At 72.7% G+C, this 17,950-nt stretch carries 12 protein-coding genes; 10 read left to right on the forward strand and 2 right to left on the reverse strand.

Features of this window, described 5'->3' with window-relative positions:
• Positions 1–130 precede the first annotated feature (130 nt).
• Entirely contained in the window at positions 131–1,402 is a 1,272-nt protein-coding gene (locus tag AC2CHG_RS00890; RefSeq protein WP_484523956.1) for an ABC transporter substrate-binding protein, read from the reverse strand.
• Positions 1,403–1,669: 267 nt separating this feature from the next.
• Between AC2CHG_RS00890 and AC2CHG_RS00895 the strand changes: the two genes are divergently transcribed.
• The 3 genes from AC2CHG_RS00895 (at position 1,670) to AC2CHG_RS00905 (ending at position 5,897) form a co-directional block, all read left to right on the forward strand.
• On the forward strand, positions 1,670–2,683 hold the full coding sequence (locus AC2CHG_RS00895; RefSeq protein ID WP_484523957.1) for a LacI family DNA-binding transcriptional regulator: 1,014 nt from the start codon (positions 1,670–1,672) through the stop codon (positions 2,681–2,683).
• A gap of 314 nt (positions 2,684–2,997) precedes the next feature.
• Positions 2,998–4,335, forward strand: coding sequence for an MFS transporter (locus AC2CHG_RS00900; protein WP_484523958.1), 1,338 nt, complete (start codon positions 2,998–3,000; stop codon positions 4,333–4,335).
• 149 nt (positions 4,336–4,484) lie between these two features.
• Positions 4,485–5,897, forward strand: coding sequence for an FAD-dependent oxidoreductase (locus tag AC2CHG_RS00905; protein WP_484523959.1), 1,413 nt, complete (start codon positions 4,485–4,487; stop codon positions 5,895–5,897).
• 38 nt (positions 5,898–5,935) lie between these two features.
• Here the strand turns inward: AC2CHG_RS00905 and AC2CHG_RS00910 are convergent, their stop codons facing one another.
• Positions 5,936–6,754 (reverse strand): NAD(P)-binding domain-containing protein, encoded by an 819-nt coding sequence (locus tag AC2CHG_RS00910; protein ID WP_262013742.1) that lies wholly within the window; start codon positions 6,752–6,754, stop codon positions 5,936–5,938.
• 266 nt (positions 6,755–7,020) lie between these two features.
• Here AC2CHG_RS00910 and AC2CHG_RS00915 point away from each other — a divergent pair, with 266 nt between their 5' ends.
• From AC2CHG_RS00915 to AC2CHG_RS00945, 7 genes are all read left to right on the forward strand, one after another.
• Positions 7,021–8,673, forward strand: coding sequence for a hypothetical protein (locus AC2CHG_RS00915; protein WP_484523960.1), 1,653 nt, complete (start codon positions 7,021–7,023; stop codon positions 8,671–8,673).
• Between the two features lie 72 nt (positions 8,674–8,745).
• A complete protein-coding gene (locus tag AC2CHG_RS00920; protein WP_484523961.1) occupies positions 8,746–9,774 on the forward strand; it encodes a hypothetical protein in 1,029 nt (342 codons plus the stop codon).
• Positions 9,771–10,958, forward strand: a complete 1,188-nt coding sequence (locus AC2CHG_RS00925; protein ID WP_484523962.1) for a hypothetical protein — start codon at positions 9,771–9,773, stop codon at positions 10,956–10,958. Before AC2CHG_RS00920 ends, AC2CHG_RS00925 begins: the two co-directional genes overlap by 4 nt.
• Positions 10,955–12,313: a type 1 periplasmic-binding domain-containing protein gene (locus AC2CHG_RS00930; RefSeq protein WP_262013746.1), complete on the forward strand. Its 1,359-nt coding sequence runs from the start codon at positions 10,955–10,957 to the stop codon at positions 12,311–12,313. Before AC2CHG_RS00925 ends, AC2CHG_RS00930 begins: the two co-directional genes overlap by 4 nt.
• A gap of 97 nt (positions 12,314–12,410) precedes the next feature.
• Positions 12,411–14,363 (forward strand): ABC transporter ATP-binding protein, encoded by a 1,953-nt coding sequence (locus AC2CHG_RS00935; protein WP_484523963.1) that lies wholly within the window; start codon positions 12,411–12,413, stop codon positions 14,361–14,363.
• Positions 14,360–17,170 carry an ABC transporter permease subunit gene (locus AC2CHG_RS00940; RefSeq protein ID WP_357210058.1) on the forward strand — a complete coding sequence of 937 codons (2,811 nt, stop codon included), beginning with the start codon at positions 14,360–14,362 and terminating at the stop codon, positions 17,168–17,170. The genes AC2CHG_RS00935 and AC2CHG_RS00940 overlap by 4 nt, the downstream gene beginning before the upstream one ends.
• Positions 17,171–17,235: 65 nt before the next feature.
• On the forward strand, positions 17,236–17,940 hold the full coding sequence (locus AC2CHG_RS00945) for a neocarzinostatin apoprotein domain-containing protein (RefSeq protein WP_357210060.1): 705 nt from the start codon (positions 17,236–17,238) through the stop codon (positions 17,938–17,940).
• Positions 17,941–17,950: the final 10 nt, after the last annotated feature.

Below are 17,950 nucleotides of genomic sequence, written 5' to 3' on the forward strand. Positions count from 1 at the left end.
TCCCGTAGCGCGGTCAGCCGCCGGCGCAGCACCGCCGGGCGGCGGCAGTCCGCCACCCGGGGTGCCTCGTCGGGGGGGGGGGGGGGGGGGGCCCCGCGCCCGCCCCCCCCCCCCCCCCCCCCGGGTCGAGTTACTTGGCGAGGCGCTCGACGTCGCTGACCATCTGCTTCCAGGAATCGTCGGAGCTTTGCTTGCCCTGTTCGATGCGGACGAGGGCGTCGCGGATGGTGGTCTGCACGTCTCCGGCTCGCGGGCCCTGGTACTGGGGCTTGAGCTGCTTCGCCGCGGTGGTGAAGAGCTGGCCCACCGGTGCGTTGTTGAAGAAGGCGTCCCTGTACTGGGCAATGTCGGGCTTGTCGTACAGCGCCGGGATGGACGGCAGGTTGCCCCGCGCGGTGAACACCTTGGCCTGCTGTTCCGGGGCGGTCAGCCACGCCGCGAGCTTCTTGGCCTCCTCGGTGTGCTTGCCCTGCTTGGGAACGGTGAGGTACGAGCCGCCCCAGTTGCCGCCGCCGCCCGGGACGCTCGCCACGTCCCACTTGCCGGCGGCGTGCTTCGCCTGGTCCTTGATCTTGGTCATCATCCAGGCCGGACACGCGATGGTGGCGAACTGGTCCTTCGCGAAGCCGTTGTTCCACTCCTGCGAGCTGCCGATCAGCTTGGCCGACAGGTTGCTCTGGATCGCCTTCACCGTCAGGTCCCAGGCCTTTCGGACATCGGGGCTGGTGCCCACGACGATGGCGTTGTCCTCGTTGTAGTACCCGACCGGGGCCTGGCCGATGATGGCGTTGAACAGTTGGCCTCCGCCGTCGAAGAAGGCGCTGCCGGCCGGGGCCTTCGCCGCGTACCGCTTGCCGAACTCGATGTACTGGTCCCAGCCGCTGCCCCAGGCGGCCGACACCTGGTCGCGCTCGAACGGCATGCCGGCCTTCTCGAACAGGTCACGCCGATAGCAGATGGCCAGGCCGCCGACGTCGGTGCCGTACCCGATCTGCTTGCCGTCCTTGGCCAGCGACGCCGCCCACTTCCAGTCGAGGTACTCGGACTGGCGGTCCTTGCCCAGGTCGACGAAGAGGTTGCCCCGCTCGCGCATCTGCGCGATGAAGCCCGTGTCGACGCCCTCGATGTCGCCCGCGCCGGAGCCGGTGGCCAGGTGGGTGATCAGGTCGCGATGGTGGTCGTTGTAGGCGGCCGTGCGCTCCTGGATCGTGATGTTCGGGTGCGACTTCTGGTACTCGGCGTACAGGTCCTGGTACCCGAAGTTGCCGAACAGGTTGACGTTCAGGGTGATCTTTTCGTTGCCGCCGCCGGAACCTCCCTCGGTGCCGGTGCCACACGCGGTCAGCAGTACTCCGGCGGCCAGGGTGGCCGCCGCCAGTCGCAACAGTCGGTTTGGGTGCATGCCAGGGAACCCTTTCGTGCGATGTAACCGGTTACCTGAAACCGGTTACATTGTCGGCGTAGCGATGGTGGTGGGGGTGGGTGGAGTTAGATGAAGATCGGATGCCGGCCGAGTTGCGGGTGAGCGCCGGCGAGCGCCTTTCCTGGGAAGTGTGAACGGATTCCGCTAGGGGGTGTCAAGTTAAGAAACGGTAACGGTCGATGCGGGTTGACCGGCGGACATCGCTGGCGCTACGGTCGTGAAACCGGTTACAGATGAGGCACCACATTGACCACTATCAGGGAGTTGGCGCGCCGCTCCGGCGTGTCCGTCGCCACCGTGTCCCGCGTCTTCAACACCCCCGAGGTCGTCAGCCAGCACACCCGCCAGCGCATCCTCGACCTGGCCGCCGAGATCGGCTACCTGCCGAACGGGTCGGCCCGGACGCTCGCCACGAAGAAATCCAACATGGTGGGCCTGGTATGGGACACCGACCATCGCCGCCCTGGATGGCGCCACCCATTCCTGCAGGAGATCCTCGTCGCGCTCAAGACGGCGCTCAGCGCGCACGGGCTGAACCTGCTCATGCTCGCCGGCCACGACGCGGCGGGGCCCGACGACGGGCAGCGATACGTGCGCGCCGTCCGCCAGCACAACCTCGACGGCGCGGTCATCATCGACAACGGCACCCGGGACCCGGCCGTGCTCGCCCTCGTCGAAGCCCAGGTGCCGTGCGTCGCTCTCGACCTGCGGGTCGACGGCCCGACGTCGACCTACATCACCTCGGACAATGCCGGCGGCGCGGCGCTCGCCGTGCGCCACCTCGTCGAACGCGGTCACCGGCGCATCGCCACCATCACCGGCCCGCTGCGAACCTGGCCGGGAGCCGAACGGCTCGTCGGCTTCCGGGCCGCGCTGGCCGGAGCCGGCCTGCCGCTCGCCGACGGCCACGTCGTCGAGGGAGACTTCTATCTCGACGGCGGTCACGCCGCGATGGACCGGCTGCTCGCCCTCGACGACCGCCCTACCGCAGTGTTCGTCGCCGGTGACGAGATGGCTGTCGGCGCGATGCGGGCGGCCCAGGCGGCTCGCCTACGGATCCCCGACGACATCGCGATTGTCGGCTTCGACGACATCGAGGTGGCCGCGCTGATCCCGCCCGGGCTCAGCACCGTCGCCCAGAACAAGCCCGGCTTCGGTACGGCCGCCGCCGAGGCGCTGGTCGCCATGCTGCACGGCGGCGACGACCCGCCCAAGCCGACCGTGTTGCCGACGACGCTCGTCGTCCGCGGCACCACCTGACCCGAACCGCGTTCTGCCTGGGTCTCGGCGATCCAGCCGGCGACGACGGCCGGATGCGAAGCGCGGGCTCGCGCTGCCCCAGGCGGGGCGCACCAACCGCTTCCGGCCGTTGACCCGCTTTCCGTTCGCACACGCCTGCGGCGTCGTCGGCGTCCTGAGCCCGCCGGTCGCGCAACCGGGGACGGGTCGACGGCGCCGGACCGGGACCGGGTGGCGAGAAATGCGCCACACCGACGCCATCACGTCCGGGCCCTGACCCGCTAGTGTGTGGAAACAGTGTTTCCATTCATGCCGTCACAGGGCAGGGGGCCAGCGTGCATCGCAGCCAGGAAGACACCGCCGCCCCGCCGGGGGCCGCCGAGCAGACCACCAGGTTCGGCCCACTTCAGCTCTCACCGGGCACGACCCGGACCAACATCAGCGGGTACTACTGGCTGGCGTTGACGTCGATCATGACGTTCACGTTCATCCCGGCCGCGCAGACGGCACTACTCACCTCCGTCCTGGGTGTGCCCAAGGGGGAGCAGGGTTCGATCGTGGGCACCGCTGGGCTGATCAGCGAAATCGTCCTGATCGCGGCGGTCGGCCTGGCCGGTGCCTGGTCCGACCGCCTCGGACGGCGCCCGATCGTGGTCGGCGGCTACATTCTGCTCGGCCTCGGCGTCGGCATGGCACCGTTCCTTGGCTCGGTCCTGCCCTACTACCTGGCCCGGGGTGTCGCCGCCGTCGGAGTGGCGATGGTCACCGTGATGCTCACGGCCGTGGTCGCCGACTACGTCCGGGACACCACCCGCGGCAGGGCCAACGGGATCCTCGGCTTCTGCAACGGTCTCGGCGCGCTCGTCACGTTCTTCGTGCTGATCAAACTGCCCGACATCTTCGAGGGCATCGGGATGGACACGATCGCCGCGCTGCGGGCGACCTACCTCGTCGTCGGCGGGCTGGCCCTGCTCACCGCGATCCTGATGCGACTCACCCTCCGGGGCGGGCTGGCGACAACGCACTCCGAGCACATCCCGATCCCCAGGTTGCTGCGCGAGGGCGTAGCCGAAACCCGGCGCCCCGGCGTCTCCTTCGCCTACCTCAGCGCCTTCGTCGCCCGAGCTGACCTGGCGCTCGTCGGCGCCTACCTCACCCTCTGGGCACAGCAGTACGGCACCCAGCACCTCGGGCTCAGCGAGGCCGAGGCGCTGGCCAAGGCGGGTCTGTTGCTGGGAGTGGCAAACGGCATCGCGCTGATCGGGGCACCGGCCATCGGCATCATCGCCGACCGGCTGTCCCGCACCGACGCGGTGCTGATCTCTCTGGGGACCGCAGCCCTCGGCTACACCGCCACGATCTTCGTCGGGGACCCGTTCAGCCCGCTCGGCTACGCCGTCGCCGCACTGATCGGGCTCGGCCAGGTCAGCGCCGTCATCTCCAGTCAGGTGCTGATCGCCGAACAGGCTCCCAGCCGTACCCGGGGTTCGGTCATCGGAACGTTCGCGCTCAGCGGCGGCATCGGCATCATGATCGCGTTCGCCGCCGGTGGCACCCTGTACGACAACTGGCGCCCCGCCGGCCCGTTCGTCCTGTTCGGCATTCTGGCCGGGCTGGTCTGCCTGTACGGCCTGGCCGTCCGATCGAGGATCCCCAACCACCCGGTGGACTGAAAACCCCGGTCGCACCCCGCGGTGCTCGGAACGATCGCTGGGCGGCCCAACGGCCCTCCACCCGTCGGCGGGCATGCGCGGACGTTTGACGGCGTCCGACTTTATGGAAACACTGTCACTTCCACGGAAACGCATCGGGAGTGCCGGAGGTGGATGTGCCGACCACGATCGTTGTGGGCGCCGGGCCGGGTGGCCTGGCCTGTGCCATCGCCGCCGCCGACGCGGGCGGCACCGTGCTGCTGTTGGAGAAGGCGCCGGACGTTGGAGGCGCCCTGCCGTACTCCGGCGGGCACCTGTCCGCCGGCGGCTTCTCGCTGCAGCATGAGCGGGGCATCAGCGACGACCCCGAGCGGCACTTCGACGACGTCTGGCGGATCAGCCGGGGCACCGCCCGGGCCGACCTGACCCGGCTGACGCTGCGCGAACAGCCGGCGGTACTGGAGTGGCTGCTCGCCGCCGGGCTCACAGTCGATCCGGGCACGCCCCGCATCGTGTACGGGCACGAGCCATACCGCACGCCGCGGACCGTCCACGCCACCACCGTCCCCGGCGGTCCGGCCATTCTGGCCGTGCTGCGACCGATGCTCGACGCGCATCGGGCCGCCGGCCGCATCGATCTGCGCTGCGAGGTGCGCGTCACCGAGCTGCTGACCGAGGGCGGCGCGGTGGTCGGGGTGGCCACCGCCGACGGCGCGCGGTGGCGGGCACCCGCCGTCGTGCTAGCCACCGGCGGATTCGGGTACGCGCCGGAGTTGTTCGCCGAGCTGGAGGGCGCGCCGCTGACCACCTCGGCGGCGCCCACCTCGACCGGCGACGGCCTGCTCATGGGCCGGTCGGTCGGCGCCGGCCTGCAGGGCCTGGGCCGCTACATCCCCACCTTCGGCGGGCTGCCCCCGGTCGACGGCGACCTTCGGGTCGACTGGGCGCACCGGCCGCACCTGGTGGCGCCGGAGCGGCCGCCCTGGGAGATCTACGTCGACCGCGCCGGAAGTCGCTGGATCGCCGAGGACGAGCCCAGCATCGACCGCAAGGAGCGGTTGCTGACCACTGTGGACCGGATGACCTTCTGGACGGTCTTCGACGCCCGTGCCCTACGCGAGTCGTACCCGATGGTGCACGGCTGGAGCGCGGCCGAGCTGGACGCCCAGTGCGGCCGGCGGCGCGGCGTGCACCGGGCGTCCGGGCTGGCGGAACTCGCCGGGCTGGCCGGCATCGACCCGGCGGGGCTGTCGGCCACGGTGGCCCGCTACAACGGGTTCGTCGCCGACGGCCGGGATGCCGACTTCGGCCGAACGCACCTGCCGGCGCCGATCGTCGAGCCGCCGTTCTACGCGCTGGAGAACCATCCGGTCACCCTGATCACGTTCGCCGGCCTGGACGTGGACGAGCTGCTGCGGGTACGCCGTGCGGACGGCACGACGATTCCCGGTCTGTTCGCCGTCGGTGAGGTGATCGGCTCCGCCGCTGTCAACGGCAACGCGTTCTGCTCCGGCATGTGCCTGACGCCGGCCATGGCCTTCGGCCGGCTGGTCGGGCGTCACCTCGCGCGGACCGCGAACTGAGCCGGTTCCGGCCTGGCGTCCACAGTGAACGAATGCGTTCAGTGCGCGAAGGTGAAGCCCTCCGCGCGCAGCTTGCCGGAGCTGATCGGCACGAACGGGGTTCTGATCTCACCCCGGTAGGTCAGCGCGGGCCAGCCCCCGGCGGCGCAGAGCTCGTCGAGGACGGCCTGGTTGGTCTGCGGCACGACCGCGTCCGGTACCGCGTTGAACACGCCCGTGAGGTCGCGGGTCACCACGAAGTCCAGCGCGGCGGCGGCGTCGCGGTAGTCGATGCGGTAGTGCAGGGCCTCGGCCGAGAACGGCACACTGCCGCCGAGCAGTTCGTGGGCCAGCTTCACCCGGGTCGGATAGTCGAGGTCGCGCGGATGCCCGTACACGTCGGGGATCCGCAGCGCGGCGCCGCGCGGGGCGGCCAGCACGGCGGCCTCGGCGGCGATGAAGTTGCGGGGTGAGGCGTCCGGGTCGTCGGTGACCGGGGTGGCCTCGTCGACCAGCGCGCCCTGGCCGGCACCGTAGACCGACACCGAACTGGTGAAGACCACCCGGGGGTGCGCGGCGGCGGCGGTGCGCGCGGACGCGGTGAGCGTGTCGGCGTACTCGGCGATGCGCTGGTCGGCGTCGAAGGCTCGGGCGATGCGCGGGCTCACGGTGAGCACGACCGCGTCGGCGTCCCGGGTGACCCGCTCGACGGCCGGACGGTCGCTGCCACGGAGGATCGCCACCTCGGTGCAGACGGGGGCCAGCTCGGGCACCCGCTCAGGGGAGGTGGTGGTGCCGATCACCTGGTGGCCGGCCGAGACCCAACGACGGGCCAGCTCCATGCCGACGTTGCCGCACCCGATGATCACGTAGCGCACCTGGACCTCCTTATGGAAACGCCGTTTCCATACTCTGCCCCATCTCGGGCCCCCTGCCAAGGCCGTGTCGCGGAACACGCCGCCGGCGCTTCGGTGGTCCGCGGAGTCGATCACATCGGCCGGCGTCAAATCGCCTGTCCGGCTATTGACAGGAGGGCTGGCTGGCTGCCTTTATGAACCTATCCAATTTTGGAAACTGTTGTTTCCACTAGCGAAACAGCAGCAAGGGGCGCACCGTTCCCCACAGGAAGGAGAGCGGGACCGCAATGGGATTGCTCAGAACTACGGCAACAGCGGTGGGCGTGGCGGCGTTGGCCGCCGCCGCGACCGCGGTCTGCGTGTCCCCCGCGCAGGCGTACGGCCCCACCCCGGGCAACCTGGGATGCCGGCTGTACTTCAACGACGCCGGTACCGGCAGCTCGCCGACGAACTGGGCCGACTCGTTCGGGCTCACTCAGACGCCGGCGACGCCGAGCCCGGGGCAGACCGTGACGGTGACCTTCACCGCGGCGGCCGGTCCGAACAACGGCCCGGTCGCGATCAACCCCGGTGATGTGCCGATCGTCGTGGAGGCGGCGCTGGGTGGCTCGCAGAGCGGCCCGGTCACCCTCCAGCAGACCAACTACCCCGCCGGTCCGATCCCCGGCAACACCCCCACCGGCCCGATCACCGCCACCGGCACCTATGTGGCCGGAGCGACCGGAGCCGCGACGCTCACCGTCAACCGGGTGATCCTCAACAACCCGATCGCCAAGACGTACTGCTCCGCCGCGGGCGACCGGGACCACAAGGCAGCACCGGTCCCGACCTCCATCGTGGAGAACTTCACCGTCTTCGGCGGCACGGTCTCGGTCACCTCGGTGACCGGCCAGACCGTGACCGGGGCTGCCCGGGCCGGCAACGTCATCAACTACGCGGTGACCGGTCTCGCGCCGTCCACCGCCCTGACCGCGACACTGCGCGCGGCCGACGGCACCGGAACGGCCGAAGGCGCCGGCACGGGCACGACCGACGCCGCCGGCGCCGGCACCGGCACGCTCACGGTGCCCAGCGGCGCCACCACGGGAGCACGTACCGTGGCGGTCTCGGACGGTACCAACACGGTCTCCGTCCCGATCACGATCCTCGGCTCGCCGAGCATCGCGATCACCCCCAGCGGTGGCGGCTCCGGCACCGTGGTGACGGTCACCGGCACCAACTGGAACCCGGGCAGCACCGTCACGATCGGCGGTTACAAGGCGCTCACCGGCGCCCCGCCGCCGCCCGCGACGAGCGACCCGGCAACGACGGCCACGGCCGGCGCCACCGGTGGTATCAACGCCACCTTCACCGTCACGGACAGCACCACCGCGTACGTCGGCGCGCAGTCCGGCGCCCTGTTCGCAATCTCCGCCTGGACCGGATCGGCTGACTCGTGCACCGCCAAGACGGGCTCGGCCACGACCGGCAACTGCACCCTGTCGTACAACCTGTCGGAGACCGTGACCGCCGGAAACCTGTCGATGGCTCGCGCCCCCGGCACCGGCAACATCCCGTTCTCCGGCGTCACCGTCGGCGGCAGCGTACAGACGGCGACGGGCAACCTGTCGACCGTCACGGTGACCGACCACCGGGGCAGCACCTTCGGGTGGAGCCTCGTCGGCACGGTCACCGACTTCACCGGCACCCCGGGCGGAACCATCGCCAAGAGCAACCTGTCCTGGACACCGGCCTGCGTCGACACCGCCGGCGCGACCAACGCGGTCACCGCGGTGGCTGGCACCCCGGGCACGGTCGACGCGGCGACGCTCTGCTCCGCACCGACCAGCGCCACCGGTACGGGCGGCAGCTTCGACGCCTCAGCCGGGCTGACCCTCTCCGTGCCGGCGAACCAACTCGCCGGCACCTACGCCGCGACCCTCACCCTCACCCTGAGCTGAGGACCGCCTCGAGGTGGGGGCGGCCGGCCGAGCCGGCCGCCCCCACACCAACCAGTCGAAGGGTGGAACCGCGTGCGTCACCCCCTCTGGCCACGCCGCCTCCGCACCGGCGCGGCAGTCCTCGCCGCCGCTGCCGCCGCCATCGCGCTGACCGTCGTCCCGATCGGGCCGGCCGTCGCGGCGGACAACGGCGAGTGGGCCGTCGTGCCCACCCCGCCGGCCAACGCCGGGCCCACCCCCCGGCTCTACTTCTTCCTCGAGTCACCCCCCGGCCGGACCCTCACCGACTCGGTGCGGGTGATCAACCGCACCGACACCGAGCGCACCTTCACCGTGTACGGCGCGGACGCCTACAACACCGCGCGCGACGGCGGGTTCGCGCTGCGCCAGCTCACCGAGAAGCAGTCGGACATCGGGGTGTGGACGGTGGTCGGCGCCGGCACCGTGGTGCTACCGCCCAAGGCGCAGGCCGACATCCCGTTCACCATCACGATCCCGACGAACGCCAGTCCCGGCGACCACATCGGTGGCATCGTCGCGATGGAGTCCGTCCCGGGCGGTCGGAGCGAGCACAACGGCGTCGCCGTCGCGGTGCAGCGGGCCGTCGGCGCCCGCATCTACCTGCGGATCGCCGGGCCGGAGACGCCCGGCCTCAACCTCACCGACCTGGATCTGGACCACCCGACGCCCTGGCTGCCCACGCCGGTCGACGGTGCCCTGGAATACACCCTGGCCAACACCGGCAACCTGCGCCTCGCCCCGACCATCACGGTCACCGCCTCCGGCATGTTCGGACACCGGATCCACCAGCGTGGCGCCACCGGACAGCTCGACCTGGTTCCGGGCGCCGAGTCGCGGATGCGTACCCGGTTCACCGGGTTGTGGCCGGTCGACCTCGTCACCGCCACCGTGACGGCGAAGGCCGACGGCGGCGTGCTCACGGTGCGGACCACCCGTACCGTCGTCGTCTCCTGGACCGGCGTCGCCGCACTCGCCGCGCTGATCGCCGCCGCGGTCGTGGCCTGGCGCAGGCACCGCCGCGCCCAGGTGGCCCGCCCCCGCGGCGTCCGACGCGTCCGCGCGCATGCGGAGGCCGGATGACGAGGATCGGACGCACCCTGATCGCCGTCGTCTGCGGGCTGGTCATCGGGCTGGCACTGCCCACCGCGCCGGCGTGGGCAGCCGAGGAACTCACCCTCGCAGCCCCGGCGGCGGCACCGGGCGACCGGCTCGGGGTGAACGGCACCGGCTGGCCCGGCGGCGCACTGGTCCAGCTCGTCACCTGCGGGCAACTCGCCGTCGGCGGTTCGGCCTCCTGCGACACACGGGCCGCCCTGGCCGTTCCGGTGCGCCCGGACGGCACCTTCTCGGTGCAGCTCGTGCTCGGCACCCCGCCGGTGCCCTGCCCGTGCGTCGTGCACGCCACGCTGGTCGGCGGCACCGCGCGCGGCCAGGTCGACGCGCCGCTGGAACTCACCGGGCACACCATGGGGGAGACCCCCACCGTCTCGGCCGCCCCGGTCCGCCTCGACCTGGTCGAGGCGAGGATCGCCGGCCGACCGGGCTGGCGGAGCCTGTTCGGCGCCGCCGCGACCCGGACCCTCGTCTACACCGTGCACAACCCTGGGCCGCACCCGCTGCCCAACCCGCCCCTCAACGTCCGGATCGGCAAGGACGGCGGCGGCGACCGGATCAGCACACCCGGTGCCGGCGGCGTCCGGCCGGGCGAGACACGCACCTACCGGGTGCCCGTCACCACCCCGTTCGCCGCGTTCGGCCGGTACACCGTGCAGGCCGACCTGGGCGGGTTCGGCCCGGCCGAGGTGACGCTCCGGACGTACCCGTGGGCCCTGTTCCTGGTGCACCTGCTCGGCGGGACGCTGATCGTCGTGGGCATCGCCCGGCGCATCGCCAACCGCCGCGACCGCCCGCCGCTGCCCGCGACGGCCCCGGCCGGCACGCTGCTGCCGTCCGTCGTGCGGGTCAGCTCGCTCGGGGCGTACCTCGTCTTCGACGACGCTCCCGGCGCCGGCCGGCTACGTCGACGGGCCAACGCCCACCTGAGCGTCGCCGCGCTGCGGGACCTGCTCGGCGACGCCGGACTGCCGAACGGATCCGGTACCGAGGCCGCCGGCACCGCGGTCATCGACCTCACCGCCCTCGACGCGGTGCTCGCCGCCCGCCCCGGCGCGGCCACGCCGGCCGGAGCACGCGCCGGCAGCCAGAGCGCCGCCGCCGTGATCGACCTGGCCGCGCTCGACACCTACCTCGGGAGCCCTCGATGAGCCGCGATCCTGGCACCCACACCACCGGCTGGGACCGGGCCCTGACGGTACGGGCGGCCGTCGCCACCGTCGCCGCGCTGCTCGCCTTCGTCGGCTGCGGCGCGGTGCTGCCCGGAGTGGGCGGCGCCGACGGCACCGGCGTCGGGCCCGGCGTCACCGCCGACGCGGTCACCGTCGTGTTCGTCGGCACCGACCTGACCAAGACGGCGAACCTGACCGGGTTCAACACCGCCTCGGCCGGCGACCCGGTACGCCAGATGCGGGCGCTGGAAAGCCACGTCAACGCCAACGGCGGCATCGCCGGCCGACGGATGCGAGCGATCTTCCGCAACTACGAGGCGAGCGACGACTCACCGGCCGCCGAGGAGAAGCTCTGCAACCAGATCACCCAGGACGACCGCGCGTTCGCGGTCGTGCTCACCGGCCAGTTGCAGGCCAACGCCCGCCCCTGCTACGCACAGCGGCACACCCTGGTGCTCGACGCCACCCTGATCACCATCGACCAGGCGACGAGCCAGCGCCTCGCGCCATACCTGTTCGCCCCGGCCTATCCCGCGTACGACGACTTCGTGCGCGCGTACCTGCCGGCGCTGGCCGCGCAGGGCTTCTTCGACGGTGCCCGGCAGGCGGGCATCGTCGCGGTCGACGCACCGGCCAACCGCGCGATGTACGAGCAGCACGTGGTGCCGTACCTGAAGCAGCGGCGAATCACCCCGACCGTGGCCTGGATCGACTCCACCGACCTGGGCACCCTCAACACGGGGCTCAACCAGGCCGCCGTCGACCTGCGGGCCAAGCGCGTCGAGCGGGTCTTCTTCCTCGGCGGGACCCGGCTGGCCTCCTTCTTCCTCACCTCCGCCTCCGCGCAGGGCTTCACCGCCCGGTACGGCATCTCCAGCTACGACAATCCCAGCTTCCTGATCGGCAACCCGGACATCATTCCGCGCGAGGCACTGACCGGGGCGGTGGGCATCGGCTTCAACCCGAGCCAGGACGTCGCCGACCGGGAGTACGCCTTCCCCGCCACCGACCCCGAACGAGCCTGCCTGGGCATCTTCGCCGCAGCGGGGGAGTCGTTCGGCACCCGAGAGAACGCCCGCGTGGCCTTCCCGTACTGCGACGCGGTCCTGCTGCTGCAGATCGGCGCGAAGGACCTCGGCGCGAACCTCAACGCGCACCGGTGGCTGGCGGCCGTGGGCAGGCTCGGCACGCAGTTCCAGCCGGCCACCGGATTCTCCGGGCGGCTCGGCCCGGACCGGTTCGCCGCCTCGAACGGCTACCGGGCGTTCGGCTACGACAGCGGCTGCGCCTGCTTCACCTACCGCGGGGAGGACGTGTCCTTTGCGACCCGATGACAACACCCGCCGGAGCGTTCCGCCGGGCACCGTCCGCGACGGTGCGAGGGCATGGCGTTCCCGCAGCGCGGGCTGGGGAGCGGGTACGGCCGGCGGCTTGCTGACCGGGGTGCCGCTGCTCGGCGCCGCGGGACTCGCCCGGGGTCTCGATGTCGACCTGACCAGCGTGCTGACCGCGGTGATCGCCGCCGCGGTGGTCGGCGCGGCCGCGACCGTCGCGGTCGTGCAGCGGGTACCGCACCGCCATTCGGTACGCGCCGCGCTGCTCGCCGGCGCCGGGCTGGGCGCCGCGCTGCTGCTGGTGGTCGACGTAGCCGCCCCGCTGCCGGGGCTGCTCGCGCTCACCGCGCTCGGACTGCCCTGGGCGGTCCTGGTGGTGTCCGGCCGCGCGATCGCCGCCGCGACGGCCGCCCTGCGGTATTGGCACGTGGGGCTGCTGAACGGGCTCGGCCTGGCCGCACTGCTCGCCGCCGGCACCGCAGGCGGATCCGGGTACCACTGGGCGGCGGCGGGCGTCCTCGCGGCGCTCGGCGTGCTGGCCGGGGCGACCGCCGCGGAACTGCCGGGCGACGCCGGCTGGCCGCCGGCGCTACGCACCCTGTTCGACAACGCCACCCGCCCACCCACCGCGCGTACCGCCGTGCTGGCCCAGGCCGGCCTCGGCATGATCGTGCCCGGCGCGCTCATCTTCGCCGCCGACGTGCTGCACACCGGGTTCGGCCTCGGTCCGCGCGGCGCCGTCGGAGTCATCGGCGACGCGCTGCTCGCCGGGGCCGCGCTTGCCGTGCTCCTGCGCGGCGAGCGGGCGCTGCGCCTCGCCGTCGCCGCAGCCCCGGCGGGGTTGCTCGTCGCCGCCTGTGCCCTGTTCGTCGGGGCCACCCCCGCCACGGTCGGCGTCGTGCTGTTCGCATCCGGCCTGGCCGTGGCCGTCGGTGCGCTGGTCGCGCTCGCCGTCTCGGGCGAACGCATCGCCGCCGAGGTGCTCCACCCCGACGCCCGCCCCGCGTTCGTGGCGGCGACATCGGTGCTGTCCCTGGCCGGTGGCCTGGGCGGCGCCGGCCTGCTCGCCCTGCTCGACACCCGGTACGGCGCCGCTCCGGCGTTGGCGGTGGCCGCGGCGGCGGTGCTGGTCGGCGCCGGCTACGCCCGGCGGCTCCGGCGCACCGCCGCCGCCGACGCCGAACGGTTGGCCCGGGTGCTCGCCGACGAGGCGGAGGTCGCCCGGCTGAGGCACAGCGGCGCACGTCCGGCCGCTCTCTCCTGCTCCGGCATCGACGCGGCGTACGGTCCGGTCCAGGTGCTCTACGACGCGGCCGTACGCGTCGGCGACGGCGAGATGGTGGCGATCTGCGGCCCGAACGGGGTCGGCAAGACCACCTTCCTGCGGGTGCTCTCCGGCCTGCACCGCCCCGCCGCCGGGGTGGTCCGGCTCGGCGGGGTCGACGTGACCGCGCTGACCGCGCCCCGCCGGATCGAGCTCGGACTGTCCACGGTGGTCGGTCAGGCGGTGTTCGGCTCGCTCACCGTCACCGAGAACCTGCGCATGCACGGCTACGCGCTGGGCCGGCGCAGCGACGCGGTGCACCGGGGGGTCGACGCGTCGTTCGCCGTCTTCCCCCGCCTCTACGAGCGGCGCGACCAGGTCGCCGCCACCCTGTCGGGCGGTGAGCGGCAACTGCTCGTGCTCGCCAAGACGCTGATCCAGCGCCCCCGGATGCTGTTGGTCGACGAGTTGTCGCTCGGCCTGGCCCCGGTCGTCGTCGGCGGCCTGCTGGAGATGCTGCGCCGACTCAACGCGCTGGGCACCTCGGTGCTGGTGGTGGAGCAGTCCGTCAATGTGGCGCTGTCGCTGGCCGACCGGATCTACTTCATGGAGAAGGGTGCGATGGTCGCCGAGCACACCGCGGGTGAACTGGCCGATCAGCCGGACCTGGTCCGGGCCCTGATGCTCGGTGGCCACGCGCCAGCCGAGGACACCGCGCCCGCGCCGCAGGCGCAGGCCGCGCCCGCGTCGGAGGCCACCCCGGTGGACGGGGCGGTGATCCGATGATCGGCGGTTTCGACGTCGGCCCGGACCGCATCGTGCTGGGCCTGTTCACCGGCCTCACGTACGGGCTGCTGGCGGTCGGGCTGGTGCTGGTCTACCGGTCCAGCCGGTTCGTCAACTTCGCACACGGCGCGGTCGGGGTGTTCGGCGCCGCCGTGCTCGGCCGGCTGGTCGGTGACGGGGTGCTGCCGTACTGGCTCGCCCTGCCGGTCGGGATGCTCGCCGCCGCCGCGGTCTCCGGCGCGATCGAGCTGGGCGTGGTCCGCCGGCTGCGCCACCGGCCCCGGGTGATCGGCATGATCGCCACCCTCGGGCTGTCCCAGTTCGTGCTCGTGCTCGCCCTGCTGGTGAACAGCTCGGGGGCCAGCGGCCCGGCGTTCCCGGCGCCGCCCGGCATGCCGTCGTTCACCATCGGCAACACCCCGGTCGGCCCGGCGTTCACCGCGATGCTGCTGCTCACTCCGGTGCTGCTGGTCGGGCTCGCCATGTTTCTCAAGCGCAGCCGGTTCGGGCTGGCGATCCGGGCCGCCGCCGATGCCCCCGACGCGGCCACCCTCAACGGCGTCACCGCGGCCCGGATGGCGACCCTGGCCTGGTCGATCGCCGGTGCTGTGGCCGCCTTCTCGGCGATCCTCATGGCGCCGACCCAGGGCACCCAGTCGATTGAGTCGCTCGGCCCGGCCCTGCTGGTGCGGGGCCTCGCCGGCGCGGTGATCGCCCGGTTCTCCTCCGTCCCGATCGCGTTCGGCGCCTCGCTGGGCATCGGGGTGGGGGAGCAGATCCTGCTGTCCGGTCAGTCCAGCGGCGGCCTCGTCGAGCTGGCCCTGGTCGCGGTCATCCTGGTCGCGCTGCTGGCCCAGCCGGTCCGCGCGCGCCGTGACGGCGAGGACGGCGGCTGGGGCCGGATCGGCGCGCCGCCGCTGCCCGCCGCCTACCAGCGGGTCTGGCTGCTGCGCAACCTGGGCCGGGTCGTCGCCGGGGTGGGCTTCGCCGTCGCCGCCGTGCTGGCCTTCGTGATCAGTAATGAGACCGCCTCGGTGCTCATCGCGATCATCGGCTTCACCCTGGTCGGCCTGTCGATCGGGCTGGTCACCGGCGTGGCCGGCGAGCTGTCCCTGGGCCAGTTCGCGTTCGCCGGCATCGGCGCCGCGGTGTCGGTGCAGGTCTCCGTGCGGACCGGCAACCTGTTCGTGGGGATCCTCGCCGGCTGCGCGGCGGCGGCGCTGGCCGCAGTCGCGGTCGGCGTGCCGGCGCTGCGCCTGCGCGGGCTCGCCCTCGCCGTCACCACGCTCGCCTTCGCGCTGGCCACCAGCACGTTCCTGCTGCGGCAGGGTTGGCTGCTCGGCGATGGCGCGCAGGTGCCCAAGCCGCGCATCCTCGGCCACACCTTCGACCTGGCCACCGACTACTACCTGTTCGCGCTGGTGGCGCTGCTGCTCGGCCTGTGGGTCACCGCCAACCTGCGCGCCGGTGCCTTCGGGCGGGTCCTGGTGGCGCTGCGCGACAACGCCGACGCCGCCCGCGCGTTCACCGTCGCGGTGCCGGTGCGGGTCCTGCAGGCGTACGCGGTCGCGGGCGCGCTCGCCGGTCTCGGCGGGGCGGTGATCGGCCACGGGCAGACCCAGCTCACCGTGAACACGTTCCCGGCCTCGGCCAGCATCGACGTCGTCGCCACCGTGGTGGTCGGCGGGATCACGCTGCTGGGCGGCCCGCTGCTCGGGGCGTTCCTGATCGTCGGCGTACCCGGATTCCTGGAACTGGACATCATCGGCCAGGCCGCGCTGACCCTGGTCTGGCTGGTCGTGGTGATTGCGCTGCCGGCCGGACTCGGCGGGCCGGTGCTGTGGCTGCGTGACCGGATCGCCGCGCTGATCGCCCGCGGCCGCGACGCACCGGTACCGTCCGCCACCGATGAGATGGCCGGGCCGGCGCAGGCCGCCAGCTCCGGTGGCCCGATCACGCTGCCGCCGCGCACCGTCCCGCTGCGACCGGCTGCGACCGGCGAGCCGCTGCTCTCGGTGCGGGAGGTGGCCCGCTCCTTCGGCGGCGTGCGGGCCGTCGCCGGGGCCAGCCTCGACGTCGCCGCCGGCGAGGTGGTCGGCATCATCGGCCCGAACGGCGCCGGCAAGACCACCCTGTTCGAAATCATTGCCGGCTTCACCCGTCCGGACCGGGGCGCGGTCCTGTTCGCCGGCCGCCCGGTCACCGGGCTGTCGCCGCAGCGGCGGGCCGGTCTCGGGCTGGTGCGCTCGTTCCAGGACGCGCGGCTCTTCGCCACCATGACGGTGCTGGAGACCGTCATGGTGGCCGGTGAACGGACCGCGCCGACCAGCCTCGTCGCCGCAGCTCTTGGTGCCACCGCCCCGGACCAGGCCAAACGCCACCGGGCCGAGGAACTCGTCACGCTGATGGGCCTGGCCCCGCTCGCCGATCGGTTGGTCGGGGAACTGTCCACCGGTACACGCCGGATCGTCGAGATCACCTGCCTGCTGGCGCTGGAGCCGGCGCTGCTGCTGCTCGACGAGCCCTCATCGGGAGTGTCCCAGACCGACGGCGTCGCGCTGGGCGAGGTGCTGCGCCGGATCCACGACGAACTCGGGGTCACCATGGTCATCATCGAGCACGACCTGCCGCTGCTCGCCCGGCTCGCCGACCGGCTGGTCGCGATGGACGGCGGCCGGGTCATCGCCGACGGCACCCCGCAGGAGGTCCGCAACCACCCCGACGTGGTCCGCTCCTACCTCGGTACCGACCACGCCGCCGTCAACCGCTCCGGCGTGCCCGCTCAACGCACGACGGTGCCGTCGTGAGCCCGCTCCGCGTCGCCCCGCCACTTGCCCGTGCCGGCCTGCGCCGAACCTGTCAGGAGATCGCCGTGCGAACCTTCCGCCGCCGGGCGCTCACGCTCGCCGCCCTGCTCGCCACCAGCAGCGGCCTCGCCGTCGTGGCGGCACCCCCGGCCGCGTTCGCCGCGCCGGCCCTCACCGTCAGCGCGACCACCGGGCTGACGGACAAGCAGCAGGTCATCGTCAACGGTTCGGGTTTCACCCCGAACCTGAAGCAGATCGCCGTCGGTCAGTGCGTCGCCGGTTTCAAGGGACCGACCGACTGCAACCTGTCCGGCGGGGCCGCGTTCGTCAACGCCGACGGCAGCGGGAAGCTGCCCACGGTCACCCTGAAGCTGGCCCAGAAGTTCGGCGCGTTCGACTGCACCAAGCGCGAGTGCGTGGTCGCGGCGCAGATTCTGCCTACGAGCGGCAACGCCGACCAGGTCGAGGCCAACAAGGTCTCGGTGACGTTGACGTTCGGCAAGAAGCCGGCCCAGAAGCCCTCACCGGGAACCCCGTCCGCGACCCCCGCCGCGCCCTCGGCGCCGGCGGCCACGCCGGAAGCCACCACGGCACCCTCGACCGGGCCGGCGGGCGCAGCCGGCACGTCGACCCCGACGCTGGTCGACGCCAACCCGGTGAGCGCCGGCCCGGACCGGTACGCGGTCACCGTGCTGGTCGGCTCCGGCCTGCTGTTGCTCTGCATCGGCCTGCTCGTGCTGATGCCCTACCGGAACCGGAGGACCCAATGACCCGAGGTCG

The sequence above is a fragment of the Micromonospora sp. ATLC20 genome (genome assembly GCF_057196585.1).

What these genes read in the sequence shown, in the direction of transcription:
- AC2CHG_RS00890 (WP_484523956.1), bottom strand. Translation starts at nt 1,402, where the DNA reads ATGCACCCAAACCGACTGTTGCGACTGGCGGCGGCCACCCTGGCCGCC.
- AC2CHG_RS00940 (WP_357210058.1), top strand. Translation starts at nt 14,360, where the DNA reads ATGATCGGCGGTTTCGACGTCGGCCCGGACCGCATCGTGCTGGGCCTG.
- AC2CHG_RS00925 (WP_484523962.1), top strand. Translation starts at nt 9,771, where the DNA reads ATGACGAGGATCGGACGCACCCTGATCGCCGTCGTCTGCGGGCTGGTC.
- AC2CHG_RS00915 (WP_484523960.1), top strand. Translation starts at nt 7,021, where the DNA reads ATGGGATTGCTCAGAACTACGGCAACAGCGGTGGGCGTGGCGGCGTTG.
- AC2CHG_RS00930 (WP_262013746.1), top strand. Translation starts at nt 10,955, where the DNA reads ATGAGCCGCGATCCTGGCACCCACACCACCGGCTGGGACCGGGCCCTG.